This is a genomic window from Neptuniibacter halophilus (assembly GCF_030295765.1).
In the GTDB taxonomy this organism is placed as follows: Bacteria; Pseudomonadota; Gammaproteobacteria; order Pseudomonadales; family Balneatricaceae; genus Neptuniibacter; species Neptuniibacter halophilus.
Window position 1 is genome coordinate 1,314,177 of sequence record NZ_AP027292.1, and the last position, 24,681, is coordinate 1,338,857.

The window sequence follows — 24,681 nt, forward strand, 5'->3', positions numbered from 1 at the left end:
GATTGGAGATTCGCAGCCAGCTTAAACAGTATCAGGCGCGGGTAGATCAGCACCTTCAGCGTTGTATCGACACCCGGGGTATCGACCCCGAACTGCAATCCGCGATGACCTATGCCCTGTTTAACGGCGGCAAGCGGGTACGCCCGGCTCTGGTTTATATGGTTTGCGACATGCTCGGCGGCAACACCGAACAGGCCGACAGTGCCGCGGCTGCCATTGAGTGTATCCACAGTTATTCACTGGTCCACGATGATCTGCCGGCCATGGATGATGATGACCTCCGCCGTGGCAAGCCTACCTGTCACATTGCCTATGATGAAGCCACCGCGATTCTTGCCGGTGATGCCCTTCAGTGTCTGGCATTTGAACTGATCAGTGAAGACCCGCTTCTGAGCGCCGAAACCCGTATCGACCTGATCCGGCAGCTCAGCCACGCCTCGGGTTACCGGGGTATGGTTGCAGGCCAGTCTTTCGATCTGCGGCATGTGGGTAAACCACTGGATCTGGAACAGCTTGAAGCGATGCACCGACACAAGACCGGCGCACTGCTCAGCTGTGCAATCAGTATGGGTGCCCGTTGCAGTGGTGAAATTTCCGCAGTTCAGCAACAGGCATTGAACCAGTATGCCGCGGCCATTGGTCTGGCGTTTCAGGTTCAGGACGACATTCTTGATATTGAGGGCGAAGCCGCTGTCATCGGCAAGCCTCAGGGCTCCGATCTGGAGCAGAACAAACCTACCTACCCCGCTCTGCTGGGTCTGGATGGTGCTAAGCTAAAACTTAAGCAACTGCACCAGCAGGCTATTACTGCGCTGGCGCCTTTCGCTGAAGCCGCCGACGAGCTCAAGGCTCTGGCTGATTTTATCGTCCAGCGAGATCACTAAAGTCCTAACATGTTTCAGACCATCCCGAGTGAACGGCCGCAGACCCCCCTGCTGGACCGGATAGATGACCCCAGCCTGCTGCGCGCGCTGCCGCGGGCACAACTCCCTGCACTGGCGGAGGAGCTGCGCGCCTTTCTGCTCTATAGCGTAGGTCAGAGCGGCGGCCATTTTGGCGCCGGCCTCGGGGTAATCGAACTGACTATTGCCCTGCACTACCTGCTGGATACACCCCATGATCATCTGATCTGGGATGTCGGCCATCAGTGCTACCCGCATAAAATTCTGACCGGGCGCCGGGAACAGATGCCGAACATCCGCCATAAGGATGGCCCTTCGCCTTTCCCTAAGCGGGAAGAGAGCATTTACGATAGTTTTGGGGTCGGTCACTCCAGCACCTCAATCAGTGCCGCACTGGGTATGGCCATTGCCGATAAACTGCAGGGCATTGCGAGCAAAACCGTCGCGGTCATCGGCGACGGTGCAATGACCGCCGGAATGGCCTTTGAAGCCCTGAACCATGCAGCCCACACCGGCAGCGACCTGCTGGTGATCCTCAACGACAATGATATGTCGATCTCACATAACGAGGGCGGGCTTGCCAGCTATCTGGCAAAGAATCTGAAAAGCCCCACCGAGGGTGAAACCACCGCCGCTCTGTTTGAGGCACTGGAATTTGAATACACCGGTCCGGTGGACGGCCACGATCTGGATAAACTGCTACCTGCGCTGGAACTGACTTTGCAGCGGCCCGGCCCGCAGTTTCTGCATCTGATCACGAAAAAGGGGAAAGGTTTCCAGCCGGCTGAAGAGGATCCGGTGGGGTATCACTCCATCACCAAAATCGAGCCGATCAATCAGCTTAAAGTCCCGAAAGTACGTTACTCAAATATCTTCGGCCGCTGGGTCTGCGACATGGCAGAGCAGGATGACAAACTCTGCGCCATCACCCCGGCGATGCGTGAAGGTTCCGACCTGATCCGCTTTTCCCAGCGTTTTCCAGAGCGTTATTTTGACGTTGCGATCGCTGAACAGCACGCTCTGACTCTCGCCGCTGGCATGGCCTGTCAGGGCATAAAACCGGTGGTAGCGATCTATTCCACCTTCCTGCAGCGCGCTTATGACCAACTGGTGCACGATGTTTCAATCCAGAAGCTGGATATGCTGCTGGCGATCGACCGGGCCGGTCTGGTCGGTGAAGATGGTGCCACCCACGCCGGTACTTTCGACATCGCCATGCTGCGCTGCCTGCCGGATTGCCTGATTATGACCCCCGCTGACGCCGAAGAGATGCGGCAGATGCTGTATACCGGGTATGCCTGTCAGGGGCTGGCTGCGGTGCGCTATCCACGTGGCACGGTCGCCGGACATAGTGAAACCGAGATGCAGGCGCTGCCGATCCCCAGCAGTCGCGATCTGCGCCGGGGTAAACGGGTTGCGCTGCTTAACTTTGGGCCACTGCTGGACACCGCCCGTGCGGTGGCCGAAGCCGGTGATTACAGCCTGCAGGATATGCGGTTTGTTAAACCGCTGGATACAGAGGCACTGCGTGAACTGGCCAGCAGTCACGATCTGCTGGTCAGTATTGAAGATCACAGTGTCGTGGGTGGGGCCGGCTCGGCAGTCAGTGAGTTTCTGCAGCAACAGCAGATCAGTACCCCGCTGCTCAGTCTGGGCATTCCGGATCGCTGGATCAGCCACGCCTCACGTCAGGAGCAACTACAACACTGTGCTCTGGATGAAGATGGCATGCAGCGGGCTATCCGCCGGGCCCTGTCTGAATCAGATTAACCAGTACGCCGCCAACTGCAGGCAGAGGGCGGCGTAAATACCTGCCAGCAGATCATCCAGCATAATGCCCAGGCCCCCGGATACCTTCTGGTCGGCCCATTTGATCGGCCAGGGTTTGATAATATCGAAGATCCGGAACAGGACGAAACCCACCAGTATCCAGAGCCACCCGGCCGGTGCCAGCGTCATGGTCAGCCAGAAGCCGACAAACTCATCCCAGACGATCCCGCCATGATCATGCACGCCGATATCTTTTGCCGTACGGCCACAGAGCCAGATTCCGATCAGACTGGTCAGCGCCAGCATCAGCAGATACCAGGGCAGACTCAGATGCTGCAGCCAGAGATAGGGGATAATCGCAGCCAGCGTGCCAAAGGTGCCGGGAGCCCAGGGCGCGGCACCGCTACCCAGACCAAAAGCCAGAAAGTGGATCGGGTTTTTCCAGACGCTGGAAGGCACTTTATTCACTGAGATTCCTGATTATCGCTTTGAAAATGATCATAGCCCCGACTCGGGCTGACATAGGGCTGGCCACAGAGGAACAGTTCAACCTGCGGTTCTGTCGTTACCTGTCCGATTACACAGCTTCCCTCCGGCAAAGAGGCACGCTTGTCAGCCGGCAGGGTAAAACAGAGCTCAAAATCCTCACCACCACTGAGTGCCCACTGCCGGGCCTGAACCTCTCCGTAACGCGTCTGCAGCGCCACTGACAGGGGTAACTGATCAACCTGGATCTGTGCGCCAAGTCCCCCGCTGGCCGTCAGGATATGCCCCAGATCGGCCAGCAGGCCATCGGAGATATCGATACAACTACTCGCCAGCCCGCATAACTGCTGGCCGAGATGAATCCGTGGTTGTGGCGCATAGAAACGCTGACAGAGCCAGGCCTGATGCGGATCGGTCTCTGCCTGCTGCAGCAGGCCTTCAAGCCCGCCGCGGCTATCACCCAGAGTGCCGCTGACGCAGATCAGATCACCCGGCTTCGCACCGCTGCGACAGAGAGCCAGACCGGGCTCAACAAATCCATGAACCTGAGCGCTCAGGGTCAGCGGCCCCCGGGTCGTATCACCGCCCACCAGCGCTATACGGTACTGCAAACAGAGTTCAGCCAGCTTGCGGCTGAACGCTTCTAACCAGTCAGCATCTGATGCGGGCAGGCTCAGCGCCAGCGTCAGCCAGCCGGGTGCCGCGCCCATGGCAGCCAGATCACTGAGCGCAGAACCGAACAGGCGTGAAGCCAGTTTATCGGCAGGCGTCCCCGGCAGAAAGTGTGTGCCTTCCACCAGACTATCAATAGATACAGCGAGTTGCTGACCCGCAGGGGGCTGCAGCAGGGCACAGTCATCACCGGGCCCCAAGATGACAGAAGCATCCGAAGATGCTTCTGCAACCCGGGCAAAATAGGCCCGGATCAGTTCAAACTCGCCGAGAGACATGCTCAGGATTTACTCTGTCGTTTTTCCTGAATTTCGGCCATCCGTACACGCTGCGCCAGTTTATCCAGCACACCGTTAACGTAGCGATGACTGTCGGTTGCACCGAACTTTTTCGCCAGTTCAACACTTTCGTTGATCGCTACGCGGTAAGGGACTTCAAACCGCTTCGACAACTCATAAGCCCCGATACGCAGTACGTTCAGCTCAATCGGATCCAGCTCTTCGATCTGGCGATCAAGAAAATCGGTATACAGGGCATCCAGCTCGCTCTTTTTCGCCGCAATATTCTGCAGCAGTTCAGAGAACAGGCGAACGTCCGTGTCACGCATATCGTTATCGACCCGGAACTGAGCTTCCAGTTCGTTCAGGGGCTGTCCTGCCAGCGTCCACGAGTAAAGCGCCTGCAGAGCGTAGCTGCGGGCATTACGACGCTGTGAAGTCAGGGACGGCTTTTTGCTCTTGGCAGGTTTGTTCTGGTTGTCGCTCATTCGCTGTTAAACCTCTAGCTGCTTCAGCAGGCTAACCATTTCCAGCGCGGACAGGGCCGCTTCTGCACCCTTGTTGCCCATCTTAGTACCGGAACGCTCAACCGCCTGTTCAATGCTGTTAACGGTCAGAATACCGTTGGCAACTGGCAGATCGTAGTCCAGAGAAACCTGAGCTACACCTTTAGAGCTCTCGCCGGAAACGTACTCAAAGTGTGGTGTACCACCGCGGATTACCGCGCCCAGAGCGATGATCGCATCATCCTGTTTCTGCGCAGCGATGCGTTTAACCGCCAGTGGAATTTCAAACGCGCCCGGCACACGGATAACACGAATGTTGTCTTCGCTGACACCGTGACGTTTCAGGGTATCGATTGCACCTTCCAGCAGACTCTCTACAACAAACGCATTAAACCGGCCAACGACAATTGCGTATTTGCCATCTACGTTTACAAAATCACCTTCTATGGTTTTCACAGCCATCTTCAATTTCCAGTTCTGTTAATCTTCACAAGGAATATATTCTTCGATCTCCAGGTCAAAGCCGGAGATCGCATTAAATTTCATCGGTGAGCTGAGCAGGCGCATTTTGCCCACACCCAGATCACGCAGAATCTGTGAGCCGGTACCCACCGTCAGGTAAGCGCCGGAAGCACTGACATTCACCTTCGAGGCCTGACGGCCCTTCATAATCAGGTCAACCGAGTCGCTCATATCGATCCGCTCATTGGTATCCAGCAGCAGGACAACACCCTGACCTTCAGCAGCCACTTTCTGCAGCGCCTTACGCATGGTCCATTTCGGATCTTCACCCGGTACCACCGCACCGACCACATCACGCAGCACTTCGTTGCGGTTATGCACACGAACCATGGTTGGCTGATCAGCACTGATCTCACCCAGCGTCATCGCCAGATGCGTGCAGTTCTGAATTTCGTCGCGGTAGGTGATGTAGTTAAACTCACCGTACTCGGTGCTCATAGTACCCTCTTCTTCACGCTCCACCGTATGTTCGTTGGCAGTACGGTAGTGAATCAGGTCGGCAATGGTACCGATTTTGAGACCGTGCTTTTCAGCAAACTCTTCCAGATCCGGACGACGGGCCATGGTGCCGTCGTCGTTCATGATTTCAACAATCGCAGCGGCCGGAGTAAAACCCGCCAGACGCGCCAGATCACAACCGGCTTCGGTATGACCTGCACGGCTCAGTACACCACCAGGCTGTGCCATCAGCGGAAAGATATGGCCCGGCTGAACAATATCTTCCGGCTGCGCATCCTGCTTCACTGCAACCCGCACGGTGTGTGCACGGTCTGCGGCGGAGATACCGGTGGTAACGCCCTCTGCCGCTTCAATCGACAGGGTAAAGTTGGTCGAAAACTGAGCGCCGTTACTCTGTACCATCAGCGGCAGCTTGAGCTGTTCACAGCGGGCACGGGTCAGGGTCAGGCAGATCAGGCCACGGGCATGAGTCGCCATGAAGTTGATATCGTCGGCGCGGACCATCTCAGCGGCGATCACCAGATCGCCTTCGTTTTCGCGGTCTTCGTCATCCATCAGGATAACCATCTTACCCTGACGAATATCCTCGATCAGTTCTTCGGGTGTATTCAGTTTCATTAATTCTGTACCGTCGTTAGCGGTTAAATCCGTGAGCCATCAGGGTTTCCATCGTCAGCCCCTGTGACTCCTGTTCGTTATTATCCGTTGCCTGAGCCTGCCCCAGCAGACGCTCCAGATAGCGGGCAATAATATCCACTTCCAGATGCACCCGCCGTCCCGGCTGATACTCAGACATTATGGTTTCCTGTGCAGTGTGAGGCACAATATTCAGTTCAAAGCAGTCGCCGTCAAGAGCATTAACCGTCAGGCTGATACCATCTACCGTCACTGAGCCCTTGGCCGCCAGATAACGCTGCAGATTCGCCGGCGCCCGAACGCTGAATCGGATCGAACGGGCATCTTCACGTCGCTCCATAATCTCGCCGAGGCCATCCACATGTCCGGTGACGATATGTCCGCCAAGACGGCTGGAGGGCATCATCGCTTTCTCCAGATTCACCCGCTCACCCAGCGCCAGATCAGGAAAACGGGTATGGGTCAGGGTTTCGCGGGATACATCGGCAACAAAACCATCACCGGGCAGTTCCACTGCCGTCAGGCAAACGCCATTGGTCGCGATGCTGTCACCGAGGCGAACATCCGTCAGATCCAACGCACCGGTGCGTACATACAGACGCATATCTCCGGAGCGCTCTTCGATCCCGGCGATATTGCCCACCGCTTCAATAATTCCGGTAAACATGCTTTAACTTATTCTCCCTTTCCCGGGGTTAGCACTAATTTCATATCCGCCCCGAGCATACGCGAGTCTTGCAACTTAAGCGCAACCTTATCCGACATTTTAGTCAATGGCAGCGCAAATGCGGGACGGGCATCGCTCCCCATCAGCGTCATCGCCATATACAGGTGCAGCTCATCCACCAGTTGCTGTGCCAGAAATGCCCCGGCCAGCGTGGCGCCGGTCTCTACCAGCAAGTCGTTACACTGAGTTTCCCGTGCCAGCCATTGCAGCAGCGGTTGCAGCGCAATTCTGCCCTGCTCGGCCGGCATCTGCAGCACTTCAGCTCCCTGTTTCTGTAACGCCTCGGCGGCCTGCTGATTATCAGTGCAGGTCATAATCAGCGTGCGTCCCGGCTGGCGCAGTATTGCGGCATCCAACGGAGTACGCAGGCTCGAATCCAGCACCACCCGCAGCGGCTGCTGTCTGACAATATCCGCCGCGTTTTCCAGCCCCAACTGTTCTTCACGCACGGTCAGCGCAGAATCATCCTGCAGAATCGAATCAACACCGGTGAGAATGGCGGAGCTTTGCGCGCGCAGTTTCTGTACATCGCTGCGTGCATCCGGACCGGTTATCCACTGGGATTCACCGGATGCCATTGCAGTGCGCCCATCAAGGCTGGTTGCCATCTTCAGCCGGACAAAAGGCAGGCCCTGCTCCATCCGTTTGATAAAGCCCGGATTCAGCGCTTTCGCTTCGGTTTCCAGCAAGCCGGAGGAGGCGTCGATACCCGCCTGCTGCAACATCGCCATTCCCCGTCCGGCTACCTGTGGATTGGGATCCACCATCGCCGCCACTACCCGGCTGACGCCGGCATTGATCAGCCCTTCAGCACAGGGCGGAGTCCGACCATAATGGCTGCAGGGCTCCAGTGTGACATACGCTGTGGCACCCCGGGCTTGTTCCCCGGCCGCCGCCAGTGCATTGACCTCAGCATGCCCTTCACCGGCACGGTAATGAAACCCTTCACCGATGACCTGCTCGTCTTTAACCAGCACACAACCCACCCGCGGGTTCGGCTGGGTAGTGTAAAGCCCCTTCCGGGCCAACTGTATTGCCCGCGCCATGTGGGCACGGTCAGCCAGAGACCACATATCAGTTGCCTTCTCCACGCTGATGCTCTTCGGAGAGGCGCTCGATCTCGGCCTTGAATTCGTTGATATCCTGGAAACTCCGGTAGACAGAGGCAAACCGCACGTAAGCCACTTCATCCAGCTTACGCAGTTCGGCCATGACCTCTTCGCCGACCTGTCGCGATGGCAGCTCACGCTCACCGGTCGCACGCAGACGGTGCTTGATCCGGCTGATACACGCCTCAAACTCTTCAATTGAAACCGGACGTTTTTCCAGTGCCCGGTGGATACCGGCGCGGAGTTTTTCATCATCAAAGGGCTGACGGGTACCATCTGCCTTGATCAGGCGGGGCATCAGCAGCTCGGCTGCTTCGTAGGTAGTGAAACGCTCATTGCAGGTAATACATTCACGCCGGCGCCGTACCTGCTGACCCTCGGCCACCAGCCGGGAATCGACCACTTTGGTTTCATTGGCATTACAGAATGGACAATGCATCAACGGTTCCTGCGTAAAGAGCGAGGGAATAATCCCATAAATAAAGAGCTGATCAGTCTTCCCGCTGCCCGGGAAATAAAAAAGGGCGACCATTCAGGTCGCCCGGGGATTGTACATTTTTCCGACTATCAGGGATAGCCGGTTACCCTGTTTTACTTGTACACAGGGTAACGTGCGCAGATCTCTTTAACCTGAGTCTGAACACGTGCAATAGTCTCTTCGTTGTTGATATCGTCGAGAATATCGCAGATCCAGTTGGTCAGGTCGGTCACTTCTGCTTCTTTGAAGCCACGACGGGTTACCGCCGGAGTACCGATACGCAGACCGGAAGTCACAAACGGAGAACGCGGATCGTTGGGTACGGAGTTTTTGTTCACGGTGATGTTGGCACGACCCAGCGCCGCATCCGCATCTTTACCGGTGTACTCTTTGTCGATCAGATCAACCAGGAACAGGTGATCGTCGGTACCGTCAGAAACGATTTTGATGCCACGGGATTTGAAAGTCTCAGCCATCGCCTGTGCGTTTTTAACCACCTGCGCCTGGTAAGCCTGCCACTCTGGCTGCATCGCTTCTTTGAAGCATACCGCTTTCGCCGCAATCACATGCATCAGAGGGCCACCCTGAGATTCAGGGAATACTGCGAAGTTCAGTTTCTTCTGCAACTCTTCATCAGCACGGGCAGACAGGATCAGACCACCACGCGGGCCACCCAGTGTTTTATGGGTGGTGGTAGTTACAACGTCTGCAATCTCTACCGGAGACGGGTAAACGCCGGCCGCGACCAGACCTGCAACGTGCGCCATATCAACAAACAGGTAAGCACCCACTTTGTCTGCGATATCGCGGAAACGCTGCCAGTCAACCACACGGGAGTAAGCAGAGAATCCGGCTACGATCATTTTTGGCTTATGCTCTTCAGCCAGACGCTCAACTTCCGCGTAATCGATTTCACCGGTTTCAGGGTTCAGTCCGTACTGTACTGCTTTGTAGATACGACCAGAGAAAGAAACCGCTGCACCGTGAGTCAGGTGACCACCGTGTGCCAGGCTCATGCCCAGTACAGTATCGCCCGGCTGACACAGCGCCATGTAAACTGCCGCGTTAGCCTGAGAACCGGAGTGCGGCTGAACGTTGGCGTAAGTCGCACCAAACAGCTCTTTAGCACGGTCGATAGCCAGTTGCTCAACAACATCAACATGCTCACAGCCGCCGTAGTAACGCTTGTTCGGGTAACCTTCAGCGTATTTGTTGGTCAGCTCAGAACCCTGAGCTTCCATAACACGTGGGCTGGTGTAGTTTTCAGACGCGATCAGTTCGATGTGCTCTTCCTGACGAACTGCTTCAGCCTGCATGGCAGACCACAGATCAGCGTCGAAATCAGCGATGGTCATATCTTTGCTAAACATTGGAGTTTCTGTCCCCTGAATACAATGTGGACCCCGTTCTGCTGCAATCACAACGACAAAGCCGCCGGGTAATTCCAGCCGTGAACCCTATGGGAGTTGGGAAAGCGGGCATTATAGCGAAACATTAGCAGCGATACACTTGAATCCTCCGCAAAACTGCTTCAATACGGTTCAATTTGAGCAGTCATGAACAACCGGAAAAACACCCTCCCCGCCACGGATTATGGATAATTATGCCATCCTGCAGAATTTCTCATCGCGCAGAGCCCGATTTGCCCCGCTTGAACATAGCCATCAATGGCCCCTTTCCGCTAAAATTAGCGCCATTAATTCTGAACACAAAAGACAGGTTACTGCATGGCTCAGTACGTTTATACAATGAACCGCGTTGGCAAGGTTGTACCGCCAAAGCGTGAGATTCTTAAAGATATCTCTCTCTCTTTCTTCCCGGGCGCAAAAATTGGTGTTTTGGGTCTGAACGGTGCGGGTAAATCCACCCTGCTGCGCATCATGGCGGGCATTGACACCGAGATTGTCGGTGAAGCACGTCCGATGCCGGGCATCAACGTGGGTTACCTGCCGCAGGAACCTCAGCTCGATGAATCCAAAACCGTGCGCGAAATCGTTGAAGAAGCGGTAGCGGACGTTAAAGACGCGCTGACTGAACTGGATCAGGTTTATGCGGCTTATGCGGATCCGGATGCGGACTTTGACGCACTGTCTGCCAAACAGGCAGAACTGGAAAATCTGATTCAGGCCAAAGATGGCCACAATCTGGAAACTGCGCTGGAACGTGCTGCCGACGCTATGCGCCTGCCAGCCTGGGATGCCAGAATTGAGCACCTTTCCGGTGGTGAGCGTCGCCGTGTTGCGCTGTGCCGTCTGCTGCTGGACAAGCCCGACATGCTGCTGCTCGACGAGCCAACCAACCATCTGGATGCTGAGTCCGTGGCCTGGATTGAGCGCTTCCTGCAGGAATACCCGGGCACCGTCGTGGCGATCACCCACGACCGTTACTTCCTCGATAACGCTGCCGGCTGGATTCTCGAACTGGACCGCGGTCACGGTATTCCGTATGAAGGCAACTACTCCTCCTGGCTGGAGCAGAAAGAGCAACGTCTGGAACAGGAAGCCAAGCAGGAAGCGGCTCACCACAAAGCCGTTGCTTCCGAGCTGGAATGGGTACGTCAGGGACAGAAAGGTCGCCAGTCTAAGTCCAAGGCACGTCTGCGACAGTTCGAAGAGATGAATTCCAAAGAGTTCCAGACCCGCAACGAGACTCAGGAGATCTACATTCCACCTGGGCCACGTCTGGGCGACAAAGTCATCGAAGCGAAAAACATCTCCAAAGCCTTTGGCGATAAAGTGTTGTTTGAAGATCTGAGCTTCTCGATTCCGCAGGGCGCTATCGTCGGCATTATCGGTGGTAACGGTGCCGGTAAATCCACCCTGTTCAAGATGATCACAGGCGAAGAGAAACCCGATAGCGGTGAGATTGAGCTGGGCTCAACGGTTGAGCTGGCTTACGTCAACCAGTCCCGTGAACTGAACGGTGACAAAACCGTCTTCGAAGAGATCTCCGACGGTCAGGACATCATCACCGTGGGTAACTACCAGACGCCTGCCCGCGCATACTGTGGCCGCTTCAACTTCAAAGGCGGCGATCAGCAGAAGTTCGTTAAAGATCTGTCCGGTGGTGAGCGTAACCGTCTGCACATGGCCAAGCTGCTGAAAGAGGGCGGCAACGTGCTGCTGCTCGATGAGCCGACCAACGATCTGGATATCGAAACCCTGCGTGCGCTGGAAGAAGCCCTGCTGGCCTTCCCCGGCTGTGCGGTAGTGATCTCCCATGACCGCTGGTTCCTCGACCGTATCTGTACTCACATGCTGGCTTACGAAGGCGACTCCAAAGTAGAGTTCTTCGAAGGCAACTACACCGAGTACCAGGCCGACTACAAACGCCGCTACGGCAAAGAGCATCAGCCAGAGCGCATCAAGTACAAGCGTATGACCGATCTGGGTTAATCCGGATTCAACCGGGTCAGAACGCAAAAACCGGGGCCATCGCCCCGGTTTTTTTATCTTTCAGATCAGCACTACGCCGCCTGTATTACCTGATCCCGGCCCTGATCTTTGGCGCAATACAGCGCTTCGTCAGCGCGCTGCAACAAAGAATCAAGATTGTCCTGTGGCTGCAACTCAGCCACACCGATACTCACCGTAAAACCAATGGTTTCACCACTCGGGGTTTTGATCTTCTCGCCATGGCAAGCCTGCCGAATCGCCTCAGCCACTGCCGCAGCCTGCTCTGCCGCCAGCCCGGGAAGCACCATCAGGAACTCTTCTCCACCATAACGACAGGCCAGATCCAGACGTTTACGCGCCTGCTTACGCATTACTCTGGCAAAACGTTTCAGTACCATATCTCCGGCGGCATGACCGTAGTTATCGTTAAACTGCTTAAACTTATCGAGATCGAACAACAGCACACTGAGCGGCTTATGCTGCTCGCGACTCAGCGCCATATCACCGGTCAGTTGATCCATGGCCTGACGGCGGTTCGACAATCCGGTCAGCGGGTCTCTGGTTGCCTGACGGTAGAGGCCCAGCAGCATATTCAGTTGATTCACCGCCGCCCAGCCGGCAATCAGCCCCAGCACCGTCAGCAGCCAGAGGTTATTCAGACCCTCAACGCTGCCCACTATGCCCCTGAAACTCTGCGTCAGCAGCTCCACCAGCAGAACAGCCAGCGTAAATCCGCAAGCCTCCACAATCGACAGCGGAAAGATCGCCATCATGGTAATAATCATAAACGGGAAGAAGTGATAACCGGCCAGAGTCGCATCGTAGCCATGACTGAGCAGAAGCGAACTGGAGAGGGTCTGAAACACAGACAGCACCAATACCAGCAGGGCTATCCTGATTTGTGCAAGGCGCAGGTTATAGGGTTTGAAAGCCCAGCCGGCCAGCAACAGGCAAGCCAGTGTGGTGCTGCCGCGGGCCATAATAATCGAGTTCAGCACATCCTCGGGCAACAGCAGGTAGTCAACCAGAATCCAGGCCGGCTGGAGCAACGCCAGCAGCAGCGCAATCACACGCAGACGACGAAACAGGTAATGCCCGCGGGTCTGATTAAAGTACCGGGAGTGCCTCCCGCCACTGGAAAGATCGAGTAGAGTTTCAAGCAACATAAAAAGCCCTGTTCTTATTAATATCGGGATTTTTGAAACAGCGTATACTACATAACTCTGATATTGCGTGGGTTGATGCAGCTCATTAAAACACAACGGAGAAAGCTGTTGAGTAAAACACTGCGATTTAGTCTGCGCTGTTTCAATTTTGCAGCGGTCTATAATAGTATCAGACAGATGTAAGATTTCGCCTCAAGATGGAGCAGCCGTTGTGACCACACCTGATACTGAGCGCCGCCGATTTACCCGTATTAGTTTTGACGCCACTACCGAACTCAGCCGGGGCAGCAAAACCTGGGAGGTCACGCTGGTTGATATATCCTTCAATGGCATTCTGGTCAGGAGTGAGCACCCACTTCCTCTGAGCGATGGTGATGAGGTTGAAGCCGCTATTCACCTGCTTGGCGATGATGTTGTCATCCGCACCCCAGCCACCCTGACCCACCAGCGGGAAAACGACTACGGCTTCCTGATCGAGAACCTCGATCTGGACTCCCTGACACTGCTGCGCCGACTGGTCGAGCTGAACCTCGGCGACGAAACCCTGCTGGAAAGGGAGCTGGATAATCTGTTTGACGATTCCTGAGCAGCCCTGATTTACAGGGCTTCCAGAGCCTCAGTCAGCTTAGTCACCGCCACCACCTCCATACCGGGCAGAGGCTCTTTGGGCACGTTACCTTTTGGCACGATCGCGCGTTTAAAGCCATGCTTGGCAGCCTCACGAATCCGCTCCTGCCCGTTAGGCACGGGACGAATCTCCCCGGAAAGCCCCACTTCCCCGAAGACCATCAGATCATGGGGCAACGACTGATCCCGGAAGCTGGAGACCACCGCCAGCAGCAACGCCAGATCAGCACTGGTTTCCAGCACCTTGACCCCACCCACCACGTTAACAAAGACATCCTGATCACCGGTCATGATGCCCCCGTGACGATGCAATACCGCCAGCAGCATCGCCATCCGGTTCTGTTCCAGACCCACAGCCACCCGGCGCGGGTTATTCATAGGCGAATCATCTACCAGCGCCTGAATCTCCACCAGCAGCGGTCGGGTGCCTTCCCACACCACCATCACTACACTGCCGGGACTTGGCCCCTCTGCACGGCTGAGAAAGATTGAGCTGGGGTTTTTCACCTCTTTCAGTCCGTTCTCCAGCATGGCAAATACCCCCAGCTCATTGACAGCGCCAAAGCGGTTCTTATGCGAACGCAGGGTACGAAAGCGGGAATCGGAAGAGCCTTCCAACTGCAGGGAGCAGTCGATCATATGTTCAAGCACTTTTGGCCCGGCAAGCGAGCCATCTTTGGTCACATGCCCCACCAGAAACAACACGGTTCCGGTCTGCTTGGCATAACGGGTCAGATAAGCCGCCGACTCGCGTACCTGTGAGACCGAACCGGGAGCGGACTGCACATCCGCCATATGCATCACCTGAATCGAGTCGATAACCATCACCCGGGGTTTAAGCTGCTGTGCGGTATTACAGATGGTTTCAACACTGGTTTCAGAGAGCATTTTCAACTGCCCGGTAGGCAGACCGAGCCGACTGGCACGCATGGCAACCTGCTGCAGGGATTCCTCCCCTGTAACGTACAGCGCGGGCATCTGTTCAGCCAGAAAACACATAGTCTGTAACAGCAGGGTACTTTTACCGGCACCGGGATGACCGCCCATCAGCACCGCAGAACCGGGCACCAGACCACCGCCCAATACCCGATCCAGCTCGCCAGCGCCGGCGGAGAAACGTGGCATCTCCTCCAGCGCCACTTCCGACAAACTGACCACTGTCTGCTTTCCTGCCCCACCGGCATAACCATCAAAACGGACATTACGTGCTTCATTGGTTGCGGTTTTTGCGCTGGCCAGGCGCACTTCGGTCAGCGTGTTCCAGGCATGACAGGCGGTACACTGGCCCTGCCATTTGGTGTAATCCGCACCACAGTCATTACACACGTAAGCGGTTTTCTGCTTTGCCATCAGGCTCTCCTGCTGAATCCAAGTGCCGCCAAGTTTACCGAACCGGGAGAATATAACCTATAGCCTCTTTTTTTCTTTACTGATTGCACTACAATCGATGGACTAATAAAAACTTCAGGGTAAACCCGTACATCAAGGAGAGTTATATGAAACTGGAAACCCTAGCCGTACATGGCGGCTACGAGCCAGATCCGACCACCAAAGCCGTAGCGGTACCGATCTATCAGACCACCTCCTACGCCTTTGATGATGCCCAGCATGGTGCCGACCTGTTCGACCTGAAAGTACAGGGCAATATCTACACCCGGATCATGAACCCGACTACTGATGTACTGGAAAAGCGTGTTGCCGAAATGGAAGGCGGTGTCGCTGCTCTGGCGGTGGCCTCAGGCATGGCCGCCATCACCTACGCGCTGCAGACGCTGGCTGAAACCGGTGACAACTTCATCTCCACCAGCGAGCTGTATGGTGGCACTTATAACCTGTTCGCGCACACCCTGCCGCGTCAGGGAATTGAATGCCGTTTTGTGAACAAAGATGATTTTGCCGCGATCGAAGCACAGATCGATGAGCGCACTAAAGCCATCTACTGCGAGTCAGTGGGCAACCCGTCCGGTGGTATTGCGGATGTAGAAAAGCTGGCCGAGATCGCCCACCGTCATGGCGTCCCGCTGATTGTGGATAACACTGTGCCCAGCCCTGCGCTGTGGCGTCCGATCGAACAGGGTGCGGATATCGTTGTACAGGCCGCGACCAAATACATCGGCGGCCACGGTAACTCCATTGGCGGTCTGATTATCGACTCCGGTAACTTCCCCTGGGCAGATAACGCCGAGCGTTTCCCGTTGCTGAACACGCCGGATGTGTCATATCACGGCGTGGTGTACACCGAAGCCTTCGGCCCGGCAGCCTTTATCGGCCGTTGCCGCGTTGTACCGCTACGCAACATGGGCGCCGCGCTGAGCCCGATGAACGCCTTCCTGCTGCTGCAGGGTATCGAAACCCTCGCTCTGCGGATGGAGCGCATTAACGAAAATACCCAGAAGATCGCTCAGTTCCTTGAACAGCATGACGCGGTTAGCTGGGTTAAGTATGCCGGGCTGGAGAGCCATAAAGACTATGCTCTGGCACAGAAATATATGCAGGGTAAAGCCTCCGGCATCCTCAGCTTTGGTGTCAAATCAGGCCGTGAGGGAACACGGAAACTCTACGATGCGCTGAATATCTTCACCCGTCTGGTGAATATCGGCGACTGTAAATCTCTGGCGTCAATTCCGGCAGAAACCACTCACCGTCAGTTGAATGATGCGGAGCTGGCTTCTGCCGGCGTCTCTCCGGAGATGGTTCGTCTCTCAATCGGCATTGAGCATATTGATGATCTGATCGCTGATCTTGATCAGGCACTGCAGGCAGTCAACGCCTGATCCTGCCGCGCTGGAATAAAAAGGCCGCTGTCGCGGCCTTTTTATTAAATTTCAGTCGTTCTCACCGGGGCTGAACACCGAACGCACCTTATCCCACAGAGAGCGGGCATTGTGCCCCTGCTGACTACGCTCAGATGCCTGCGCCAGCTCGCGCAGCTTTTCCATCTTATTCATCGCCAGCCGGTACTGCTCCTCCACCTCTTCAGCACCTGAGGCATTAAACTCCAGATCATTGACCAGACCATCACGCAGACCATAGATCCAACCATGTACGGTCAGCTCCTGTCCGCCTGCCCAGGCCTGCTGCACAATGGTGGTTTCGCAGACATTACACGCCTGCTCAATCACATTCAGCTCGCACAACCGATCCAGTTGCTGATGGGAGTGATCCCAGGTAGAGAGAAAGCCACGGTGCTTCTGATAAACCCGGCGGATATTACGCAGCCAGTTATCGATCAGGCCATGAGGCGCACTCTCGATGGAGGCCTTAACACCACCACAGCCGTAGTGACCCACCACCATGATGTGCTTCACCTTCAGCACCTCAACCGCATACTGAATCACCGACAGGCAGTTCATATCGGTATGCACGACCACGTTGGCCACATTGCGATGAACAAACAGTTCACCCGGTAACATACCCACAATTTCATTCGCCGGAACACGGCTGTCTGAGCAGCCGATCCAGAGGTATTCAGGTGCCTGTTGCCGGGCCAGTGTTTCAAAAAACAGCGGATCTTCCTTGTTGATCTGATCCGCCCATTGACGATTTTTTTCTAACAGTTCTGTCAGACGCTGCATCTGTTCTTCTTATAGCAAAAGCGGGCTTTCGCCCGCTTTGATTAATCTTGATTACTGGTGATATTTGGCACTTAACTCGTGCACAGCATCGACAAAGGCTTTTGGCTGTGCCGGATCGACAAACTGGTGAATACCGTGACCCAGATTGAAGACATGGCCGGAACCTGAACCATACTGACCAAGAATAAACTCCACTTCCTGCTCGATGCGCTTCGCCGGTGCGTACAGCACGCTCGGGTCCATATTACCCTGCAGCGCCACTTTATCGCCGACACGGCTGCGGGCGTTGCCAATATCCGTAGTCCAGTCCAGACCCAGTGCATCAGAACCGGCTTCGGCCATCTTCTCCAGCCACTGACCGCCGTTTTTGGTAAACAGAATCACCGGCACTTTACGGCCATCATGCTCACGAATCAGACCATCGACGATCTGCTTCATATATTTCAGGGAGAACTCTTCGTAGCAAGGGCCGCTCAGGGCGCCGCCCCAGGTATCAAAGATCTGCACTGCCTGAGCACCGCTGCGGATCTGCTCGTTCAGATAGGTGGTCACAGACTGAGCCAGCTTATCCAGCAACGCATGCATAATCTCCGGAGTGGCGTACATCATCTGCTTGATATGACGGAAGTCTTTGCTGGAACCACCTTCAACCATGTAGGTCGCCAGCGTCCACGGGCTACCGGAGAAGCCAATCAGGGGTACACGGCCACCGAGTGCAGAACGAATTTCTTTGACTGCGGCCATCACGTAGTCGAGATCACGCGCAGCATCGGGCACCGGAATCTCTGCCACATCCTGCTCGGTACGGATCACTTTACGGAATTTAGGGCCTTCGCCGGTTTCAAAGTAGAGACCCAGACCCATCGCATCCGGAATCGTCAGAATGTCAGAGAACAGGATCGCAGCATCCAGATCGTAACGCTCCAGTGGCTGAATCGTTACTTCGCAGGCCAGCTCTTTGTTTTTACACAGACTGAGGAAATCACCTGCTTGCGCACGTGTTTCTCGGTACTCCGGAAGATAACGTCCTGCCTGACGCATCATCCAGACGGGCGTTGCATCGACAGGTTCACGCAGCAGCGCACGCAGGAAACGATCATTTTTCAATTCAGCCATGATTTCAGCCATCTACTTATCAATTTAAATTGGCGCCTATTCTAACGATTTATGAGAGGAATTACCTGTACCCGAAGGAACAATTTATAACCCAGATCAAAGCCTTCCCAGTTCGCACTGAATCACAACGCACTATATAACAGGCACAAAAAAGGCCGCTGTTGCGGCCTTTCTCAGGAGTCGTCTGAGCGGATCAGACTTCCAGGTAGTCAAGAATACCTTCAGCGGCTTTACGACCTTCCGCGATGGCAGTCACCACCAGATCGGAACCACGCACCATATCACCACCGGCAAAGACTTTCTCGTTGGTAGTCTGGAACGGGAAGGCATGCTGTTCAGGCGCTTTTACGCGGCCATCTTCGTGCAGCTCGATACCAAAATCCGCAAACCACGGCGCCGGGCTGGGACGGAAACCAAAGGCCACCAGAATCGCATCCGCTTCCAGCACCTCTTCAGAACCCGCTACCACTTCAGCGCGACGACGGCCGTTTTCATCCGGCTCACCCATACGGGTGCTGACCACTTTAATGCCGGTCACTTTACCGCCTTCACCAACCACCTCAACCGGCTGACGGTTGAACTGGAACTGGACACCCTCCTCACGCGCGTTTTCAACTTCGCGTTTGGAACCCGGCATGTTCTCCTCATCACGGCGGTAAGCACAGATCACTGACTCTGCCCCCTGACGAATCGAAGTACGGTTACAGTCCATCGCAGTATCACCACCGCCCAGAACGACAACTTTCTTGCCTTTCATGTCGATGAAACCGTTTTCATCCTGCTCGAAGTCAAGGCAGTTGTTCACGTTGGAGATCAGGAACGGCAGTGCATCATATACGCCGTCCAGCTCTTCACCGGGGAAACCGCCTTTCATGTAAGTGTAGGTACCCATGCCGAGGAAGACTGCATCGTACTGGTCGATCAGTTCCTGCATCTGTACGTCTTTACCCACTTCGGTGTTCAGACGGAACTCGACACCCATGCCAGTAAAGATCTCACGACGACGGGACATCACGTCTTTTTCCAGCTTGAATTCCGGAATACCAAAGGTCAGCAGACCGCCGATCTCAGGGTTACGGTCAAACACCACCGGTTTAACACCGTTGCGTACCAGAATATCCGCCGCAGCCAGACCCGCAGGGCCTGCACCGATCACCGCAACTTTTTTATCTGTCTGCGGGACATTGGACATATCCGGCTTCCAGCCCATGGCAAATGCAGTATCAGTGATGTATTTCTCTACCGAACCGATAGTTACCGCACCGAAACCGTCATTCAGGGTACAGGCGCCTTCACAGAGACGATCCTGTGGACATACCCGACCACAGACTTCCGGCAGGGAGTTGGTCTGATGGCTCAGCTCAACCGCCTCCAGAATGTTGCCTTCAGATACCAGCTTCAGCCAGTTTGGAATATGGTTATGTACCGGACATTTCCATGAACAGTATGGGTTACCACACTCCAGACAGCGATGGGACTGCTCCCCCGCTTCTTCTTTAGCAAACGGCTCGTAAATCTCAGCAAAGCTCTGTTTACGCACCTCAGCCTTAATTTTCTCCGGGCCTGCACGACCCACGTCGAGGAACTGAAAATCGTTGTTCAAACGGTCAGCCATCATCCTCACCTCTTCATGGCAGTTACCTGAAACAGGGTTCAGGCAACTGCGGATTATTCTTCATCTGCTTGTTGTCGTACCGCTTATTCAGGGCGGGTACGGATGCTGGTCAGCAGGTCATTCAGACTCGCCGCTTTTGGCTTAACCAGCCAGAAGCGTCCGATGTAGTCATCAAGATTATCAACAATCTCCTGACCCCACTGACTGCCGGTTTCCTTAGTGAACTCAATGATCACGGAACGCAGATGATTTTTGTACGCTTCCATACTCTCAGTGTGAATACGCTGAATCTCCACCAGCTCGTGGTTGTACTTATCCACAAAGCTGTTGTCAGTATCCAGTACGTAAGCGAAACCGCCGGTCATACCCGCACCGAAGTTGTAACCTGTTGGGCCAAGCACAGTAACCAGACCACCAGTCATATATTCACAGCAGTGATCGCCTGCACCTTCAACCACGGCATGCACACCGGAGTTACGTACAGCGAAACGCTCACCGGCCTGACCCGCTGCAAACAGCTTACCGCCGGTTGCACCGTAGAGACAGGTGTTGCCCATAATGGCGGTTTCGTTGGACTTGAAGGTCACTTCCGCAAACGGACGGATCACGATCTTACCGCCAGCCATGCCTTTACCGACGTAGTCGTTCGCATCGCCTTCCAGGTACAGGTTCTGACCACCGGCGTTCCAGACACCGAAGGACTGACCCGCATGACCTTTGAAGTTAAAGGTGATCGGCTTGTCAGCCATACCCTGATTGCCATGCGCTTTGGCGATAGCACCGGAGGTACGGGCACCCACAGAACGGTCACAGTTGGTAATCACCAACTCGTACTCACCACCGTTTTTATCGGTGATAGCCTGCTGTGCCAGCTCCAGCATTTTGCTGTTCAGCTCAGCCAGATCGTAAGGATGATTTCGCTCTACCTGACAGGTATTCGGGAACTCATCACCGGCAGACCCAAGAATCGGCGTCAGATCCAGATTTTTCTGGCGTGGGGTTTCACCTTCGAGCACTTCCAGCAGATCAACCCGACCTACCAGTTCTTCCATGCTGCGAACACCCAGTTGAGCCATCAACTGACGGGTCTCTTCTGCCACAAAGCGGAAGAAGTTTTTAACCATCTCGACGGTACCGCGGAAGTGATCTTCACGCAGCTTGTCATTCTGAGTGGCCACACCGGTGGCACAGTTGTTCAGATGACAGATTCGCAGGTACTTACAGCCCAGCGCCACCATCGGCATAGTACCGAAGCCAAAGCTCTCAGCACCCAGAATAGCGCCTTTAACCACATCCAGACCGGTTTTCAGACCACCGTCTGTCTGCAGACGCACAGAACCACGTAGCTGGTTACCACGCAGAGACTGATGCGCATCCGCCAGACCCAGCTCCCATGGGGAACCGGCATAGTGGATTGAGGTCAGTGGTGATGCCGCTGTACCCCCGTCATAACCGGAGATGGTAATCAGATCCGCATAGGCCTTGGCAACACCACAGGCGATAGTGCCAACACCCGGACGAGATACCAGCTTAACCGATACCAGACCTTCAGGATTAACCTGCTTCAGGTCGAAGATCAGCTGCGCCAGATCCTCGATTGAGTAGATATCATGGTGCGGTGGTGGCGAGATCAGCGTTACGCCCGGCACAGAGTAACGCAGACGTGCGATCAGGCTGTTTACCTTACCACCCGGCAACTGACCACCTTCACCCGGCTTGGCGCCCTGAGCTACTTTGATCTGCATCACTTCGGCATTCACCAGATACTCCGGGGTTACCCCGAAGCGGCCGGAAGCCACCTGTTTGATCTTGGAGCGCTTCATGGTGCCGTGGCGGGCTTCGTCCTCACCACCTTCACCGGAGTTAGAGCGTCCACCCAGCTCGTTCATCGCCACTGCCAGTGCTTCGTGCGCTTCAGGAGAGAGCGCACCCAGCGACATTGCAGCCGAGTCAAAGCGGGTAAAGATGTTCTCTACCGGCTCCACTTCATCGATGGAGATGGATTTAACGTCTTTACGCAGACCCAGCATATCTCGCAGGGTTGCGTAACCGCGGTTGTTCACCAGTTCAGCATAACGCTGATAAGCGTCCTGACTGCCGGTTTCAACCGCTTCATGGATAGTCCGTACCACATCCGGGTTGTAAGCGTGGTATTCACCATCGTGTTTGTACTTCAACAGACCACCGGCCTGAATCGCCTTACGCGCAGTCCAGGCTTCTTTAGCCAGCAGGCCCTGCTCGAACTGGAAGTCCTCAAAACGCGCACCTTCAATCCGGCTGGTTACGCCCTTGAAGCAGAGATCAACAATCTCAGAGCTGAGACCGATCGCTTCAAAGAGCTGCGCACCACGGTAAGAGGCGATGGTGGAGATACCCATCTTCGACAGGATCTTCATCAGGCCCTTGTTAATACCTTTACGGTAGTTTTCGTGGGACTGCAGCGGTTCGATCTGGATCTCACCGGCAGCACACAAATCATTCAGCACACGGTACGCCAGGTACGGATAAACCGCAGTGGCACCAAAGCCAAACAGCACTGCAAAGTGATGCGGATCGCGAACGGTTCCACTCTCCACAACGATGTTGGCATCGCAGCGCAGACCTTTATCTACCAGACGGTGATGTACAGCACCGGTCGCCAGTGCGGCATGCACAGGCAGGCAGTCACGACCGATGTAGGCGTCACTCAGAACCAGAATAACTTTGCCATCGCGAACGCTCTGTTCAGCCTGATCAGCAATCCCTTCGATCGCCTGTTTCAGGGAGAGCTTTTCCGGGTTGTAGTTCAGATCGATCTGAGCCACTTCGAAGCCCGGCTCTTTATTATCGCGCAGACGGTTAAATTTGCTCGCAGACAGCACCGGCGTGGTCAGAATAACGCGACGTGCATGCTGAGGTGTCTCTTCAAAGACGTTCTGCTCGGCACCGATACAGGTTTCCAGCGACATAACGATCGCTTCACGTAGCGGATCGATTGGCGGGTTGGTGACCTGAGCAAACTGCTGACGGAAGTAGTCATACAGCGAACGGACCCGATGTGACAGCACCGCCATCGGCTTGTCATCACCCATGGAACCGATCGCTTCCATACCACTTTCACCCAGCGGACGCAGAATCTGATCGCGCTCTTCGAAGGTGACCTGGAACATCTTCATGTGAGTCTTAACCTCATCCGCACTCATTGGCGGGAAGGAACGAGACTCCTCATCCAGTTTCATGGTCTGCTCAAGACGCAGCGCATTCTCTTTAAGCCATTTTTTATAAGGCTGCGCTGATTTCAGACGGTTATCCACATCACGGGTATGCAGTACTTCACCGGTCGCCGTGTCGATCGCCAGAATCTGGCCCGGGCCAACACGGCCCTGAGCCACAATATCTTCAGGATTGTAACTGAACACACCGATCTCAGATGCGGTACAGATATATCCCTGCTTGGTCATCACCCAACGGGATGGACGCAGGCCGTTTCGATCCAGCATACAAACCGCGAAACGACCATCGGTCATTACCATACCGGCCGGGCCGTCCCACGGTTCCATGTGCATGGAGTTGAAGTCATAGAACGCACGCAGATCCGGGTCCATGGTTTCAACGTTCTGCCATGCAGGCGGCACAATCATGCGCACGGCACGGTAGATGTCGATACCACCGACCAGCAGGAACTCCAGCATGTTATCCATACTGGACGAGTCAGAACCGGTGGTGTTGACGATCGGCTGCAGCTCATCAATATTCGGCAGCAGCTCGGTAGAAAACTTACTGGCGCGCGCTTTCGCCCAGTTACGGTTACCATCAACCGTGTTGATCTCACCGTTATGCGCCAGGAAGCGGAACGGCTGAGCCAGCGGCCAGCGTGGCGCGGTGTTCGTAGAGAACCGCTGATGATAAGTACATACAGCCGTTTCCAGACGCGGGTCTGCAAGGTCTTTAAAGAACACCGGCAGATCAACCGGCATCGTCAGACCTTTATAGGAGATCACCTTATCGGAGAAACTACAGATGTAGAAATCTTCATCCGCAGCCATTGCGATCTCAGCCTTACGCCGGGCAACAAACAGGCTCACAGCCAGTTCACGCTCAGTTTTACCCGCAGATTTGATGAACACCTGCTCAATCAGCGGCAGGGTATCTTTTGCGATCGGTCCCAGGCAGGCATCATCGGTTGGTACCACGCGCCAGCCGGCGGCGTCCAGACCTTCATTAACAATCGCCTGGTTAACGGCTGCTCGCGCCTGTTCTGCTTTTGCAGGGTCACGTGGCAGGAATACCATACCTACAGCGTAATGTTCGCCCAGTTCCAGACCCAGCTCTTCCTGCGCAACAGTACGCAGGAAACTGTCCGGCTTCTGCATCAACAAACCACAGCCGTCGCCCGTCTTGCCATCTGCTGCGATGCCACCACGATGCGTCATGCACGCCAGCGCTTCGATCGCTTTTTCCAGCAGATCGTGACTCGCCTGGCCCTGCATGTGCGCCATCAGGCCAAAGCCGCAGTTATCTTTAAACTCACCGGGGCGGTAAAGACCTTTGCTCATAAGCCATTCCCACTTTAAAAGTACTTAAAAATCAAAATCTTAAAATTTCCTGTTTGCTGCAAAATATGCGCCAGTCAGCAAAAAGGGAGAGCCATTCTACACGCGAA

General features: G+C 55.1%; 20 protein-coding genes. 5 read left to right on the forward strand and 15 right to left on the reverse strand.

Annotated features, from left to right (window positions below):
* Window positions 1-2 precede the first annotated feature (2 nt).
* Together ispA and dxs are read left to right on the forward strand one after the other, a co-directional pair.
* Complete coding sequence (gene ispA, locus QUD59_RS06020; RefSeq protein ID WP_286240220.1) at window positions 3-884, forward strand: (2E,6E)-farnesyl diphosphate synthase; 882 nt, start codon at window positions 3-5, stop codon at window positions 882-884.
* Between the two features lie 9 nt (window positions 885-893).
* Window positions 894-2,672 (forward strand): 1-deoxy-D-xylulose-5-phosphate synthase, encoded by a 1,779-nt coding sequence (dxs, locus tag QUD59_RS06025; RefSeq protein WP_286240222.1) that lies wholly within the window; start codon window positions 894-896, stop codon window positions 2,670-2,672.
* Here the strand turns inward: dxs and QUD59_RS06030 are convergent.
* The 9 genes from QUD59_RS06030 to glyA form a co-directional block, all read right to left on the reverse strand.
* Window positions 2,664-3,140 carry a phosphatidylglycerophosphatase A family protein gene (locus tag QUD59_RS06030; protein WP_286240224.1) on the reverse strand — a complete coding sequence of 159 codons (477 nt, stop codon included), beginning with the start codon at window positions 3,138-3,140 and terminating at the stop codon, window positions 2,664-2,666. The two genes, dxs and QUD59_RS06030, sit on opposite strands and share 9 nt — an antisense overlap.
* Window positions 3,137-4,108, reverse strand: a complete 972-nt coding sequence (thiL, locus tag QUD59_RS06035; protein WP_286240225.1) for a thiamine-phosphate kinase — start codon at window positions 4,106-4,108, stop codon at window positions 3,137-3,139. The genes QUD59_RS06030 and thiL overlap by 4 nt, the downstream gene beginning before the upstream one ends.
* Before the next feature lie 2 nt (window positions 4,109-4,110).
* Complete coding sequence (gene nusB / locus QUD59_RS06040; protein WP_286240226.1) at window positions 4,111-4,596, reverse strand: transcription antitermination factor NusB; 486 nt, start codon at window positions 4,594-4,596, stop codon at window positions 4,111-4,113.
* A 6-nt stretch (window positions 4,597-4,602) separates the two neighbouring features.
* Window positions 4,603-5,076, reverse strand: a complete 474-nt coding sequence (gene ribH / locus QUD59_RS06045) for a 6,7-dimethyl-8-ribityllumazine synthase (RefSeq protein WP_286240227.1) — start codon at window positions 5,074-5,076, stop codon at window positions 4,603-4,605.
* An 18-nt stretch (window positions 5,077-5,094) separates the two neighbouring features.
* Entirely contained in the window at window positions 5,095-6,213 is a 1,119-nt protein-coding gene (gene ribBA, locus QUD59_RS06050) for a bifunctional 3,4-dihydroxy-2-butanone-4-phosphate synthase/GTP cyclohydrolase II (protein ID WP_286240228.1), read from the reverse strand.
* Between the two features lie 16 nt (window positions 6,214-6,229).
* Complete coding sequence (locus QUD59_RS06055) at window positions 6,230-6,898, reverse strand: riboflavin synthase (RefSeq protein ID WP_286240229.1); 669 nt, start codon at window positions 6,896-6,898, stop codon at window positions 6,230-6,232.
* 8 nt (window positions 6,899-6,906) lie between these two features.
* Window positions 6,907-8,031: a bifunctional diaminohydroxyphosphoribosylaminopyrimidine deaminase/5-amino-6-(5-phosphoribosylamino)uracil reductase RibD gene (ribD, locus tag QUD59_RS06060; RefSeq protein WP_286241000.1), complete on the reverse strand. Its 1,125-nt coding sequence runs from the start codon at window positions 8,029-8,031 to the stop codon at window positions 6,907-6,909.
* A 1-nt stretch (window position 8,032) separates the two neighbouring features.
* On the reverse strand, window positions 8,033-8,506 hold the full coding sequence (gene nrdR, locus QUD59_RS06065) for a transcriptional regulator NrdR (RefSeq protein ID WP_286240230.1): 474 nt from the start codon (window positions 8,504-8,506) through the stop codon (window positions 8,033-8,035).
* Between the two features lie 152 nt (window positions 8,507-8,658).
* Entirely contained in the window at window positions 8,659-9,915 is a 1,257-nt protein-coding gene (gene glyA, locus QUD59_RS06070; protein ID WP_286240232.1) for a serine hydroxymethyltransferase, read from the reverse strand.
* A gap of 357 nt (window positions 9,916-10,272) precedes the next feature.
* Between glyA and ettA the strand changes: the two genes are divergently transcribed.
* Entirely contained in the window at window positions 10,273-11,940 is a 1,668-nt protein-coding gene (ettA, locus tag QUD59_RS06075; protein ID WP_286240233.1) for an energy-dependent translational throttle protein EttA, read from the forward strand.
* Window positions 11,941-12,011: 71 nt separating this feature from the next.
* Here the strand turns inward: ettA and QUD59_RS06080 are convergent, their stop codons facing one another.
* Window positions 12,012-13,106, reverse strand: coding sequence for a GGDEF domain-containing protein (locus QUD59_RS06080; protein WP_286240235.1), 1,095 nt, complete (start codon window positions 13,104-13,106; stop codon window positions 12,012-12,014).
* 211 nt (window positions 13,107-13,317) lie between these two features.
* Here QUD59_RS06080 and QUD59_RS06085 point away from each other — a divergent pair, with 211 nt between their 5' ends.
* Window positions 13,318-13,692 (forward strand): PilZ domain-containing protein, encoded by a 375-nt coding sequence (locus QUD59_RS06085; protein WP_286240236.1) that lies wholly within the window; start codon window positions 13,318-13,320, stop codon window positions 13,690-13,692.
* Window positions 13,693-13,703: 11 nt separating this feature from the next.
* Here QUD59_RS06085 and radA read toward each other — a convergent pair whose 3' ends face one another.
* On the reverse strand, window positions 13,704-15,083 hold the full coding sequence (gene radA, locus QUD59_RS06090) for a DNA repair protein RadA (protein WP_286240237.1): 1,380 nt from the start codon (window positions 15,081-15,083) through the stop codon (window positions 13,704-13,706).
* Window positions 15,084-15,229: 146 nt separating this feature from the next.
* On the opposite strand from radA, the gene QUD59_RS06095 reads away from it, so the two are divergent.
* On the forward strand, window positions 15,230-16,507 hold the full coding sequence (locus QUD59_RS06095; protein ID WP_286240238.1) for an O-acetylhomoserine aminocarboxypropyltransferase/cysteine synthase family protein: 1,278 nt from the start codon (window positions 15,230-15,232) through the stop codon (window positions 16,505-16,507).
* A 51-nt stretch (window positions 16,508-16,558) separates the two neighbouring features.
* Here QUD59_RS06095 and can read toward each other — a convergent pair whose 3' ends face one another.
* From can to gltB, 4 genes are all read right to left on the reverse strand, one after another.
* Entirely contained in the window at window positions 16,559-17,308 is a 750-nt protein-coding gene (can, locus tag QUD59_RS06100) for a carbonate dehydratase (RefSeq protein WP_286240239.1), read from the reverse strand.
* Between the two features lie 51 nt (window positions 17,309-17,359).
* A complete protein-coding gene (gene hemE, locus QUD59_RS06105; RefSeq protein WP_286240240.1) occupies window positions 17,360-18,424 on the reverse strand; it encodes a uroporphyrinogen decarboxylase in 1,065 nt (354 codons plus the stop codon).
* A 193-nt stretch (window positions 18,425-18,617) separates the two neighbouring features.
* Window positions 18,618-20,039, reverse strand: a complete 1,422-nt coding sequence (locus QUD59_RS06110; RefSeq protein WP_286240241.1) for an FAD-dependent oxidoreductase — start codon at window positions 20,037-20,039, stop codon at window positions 18,618-18,620.
* 83 nt (window positions 20,040-20,122) lie between these two features.
* Window positions 20,123-24,574, reverse strand: a complete 4,452-nt coding sequence (gltB, locus tag QUD59_RS06115) for a glutamate synthase large subunit (RefSeq protein WP_286240242.1) — start codon at window positions 24,572-24,574, stop codon at window positions 20,123-20,125.
* Window positions 24,575-24,681: the final 107 nt, after the last annotated feature.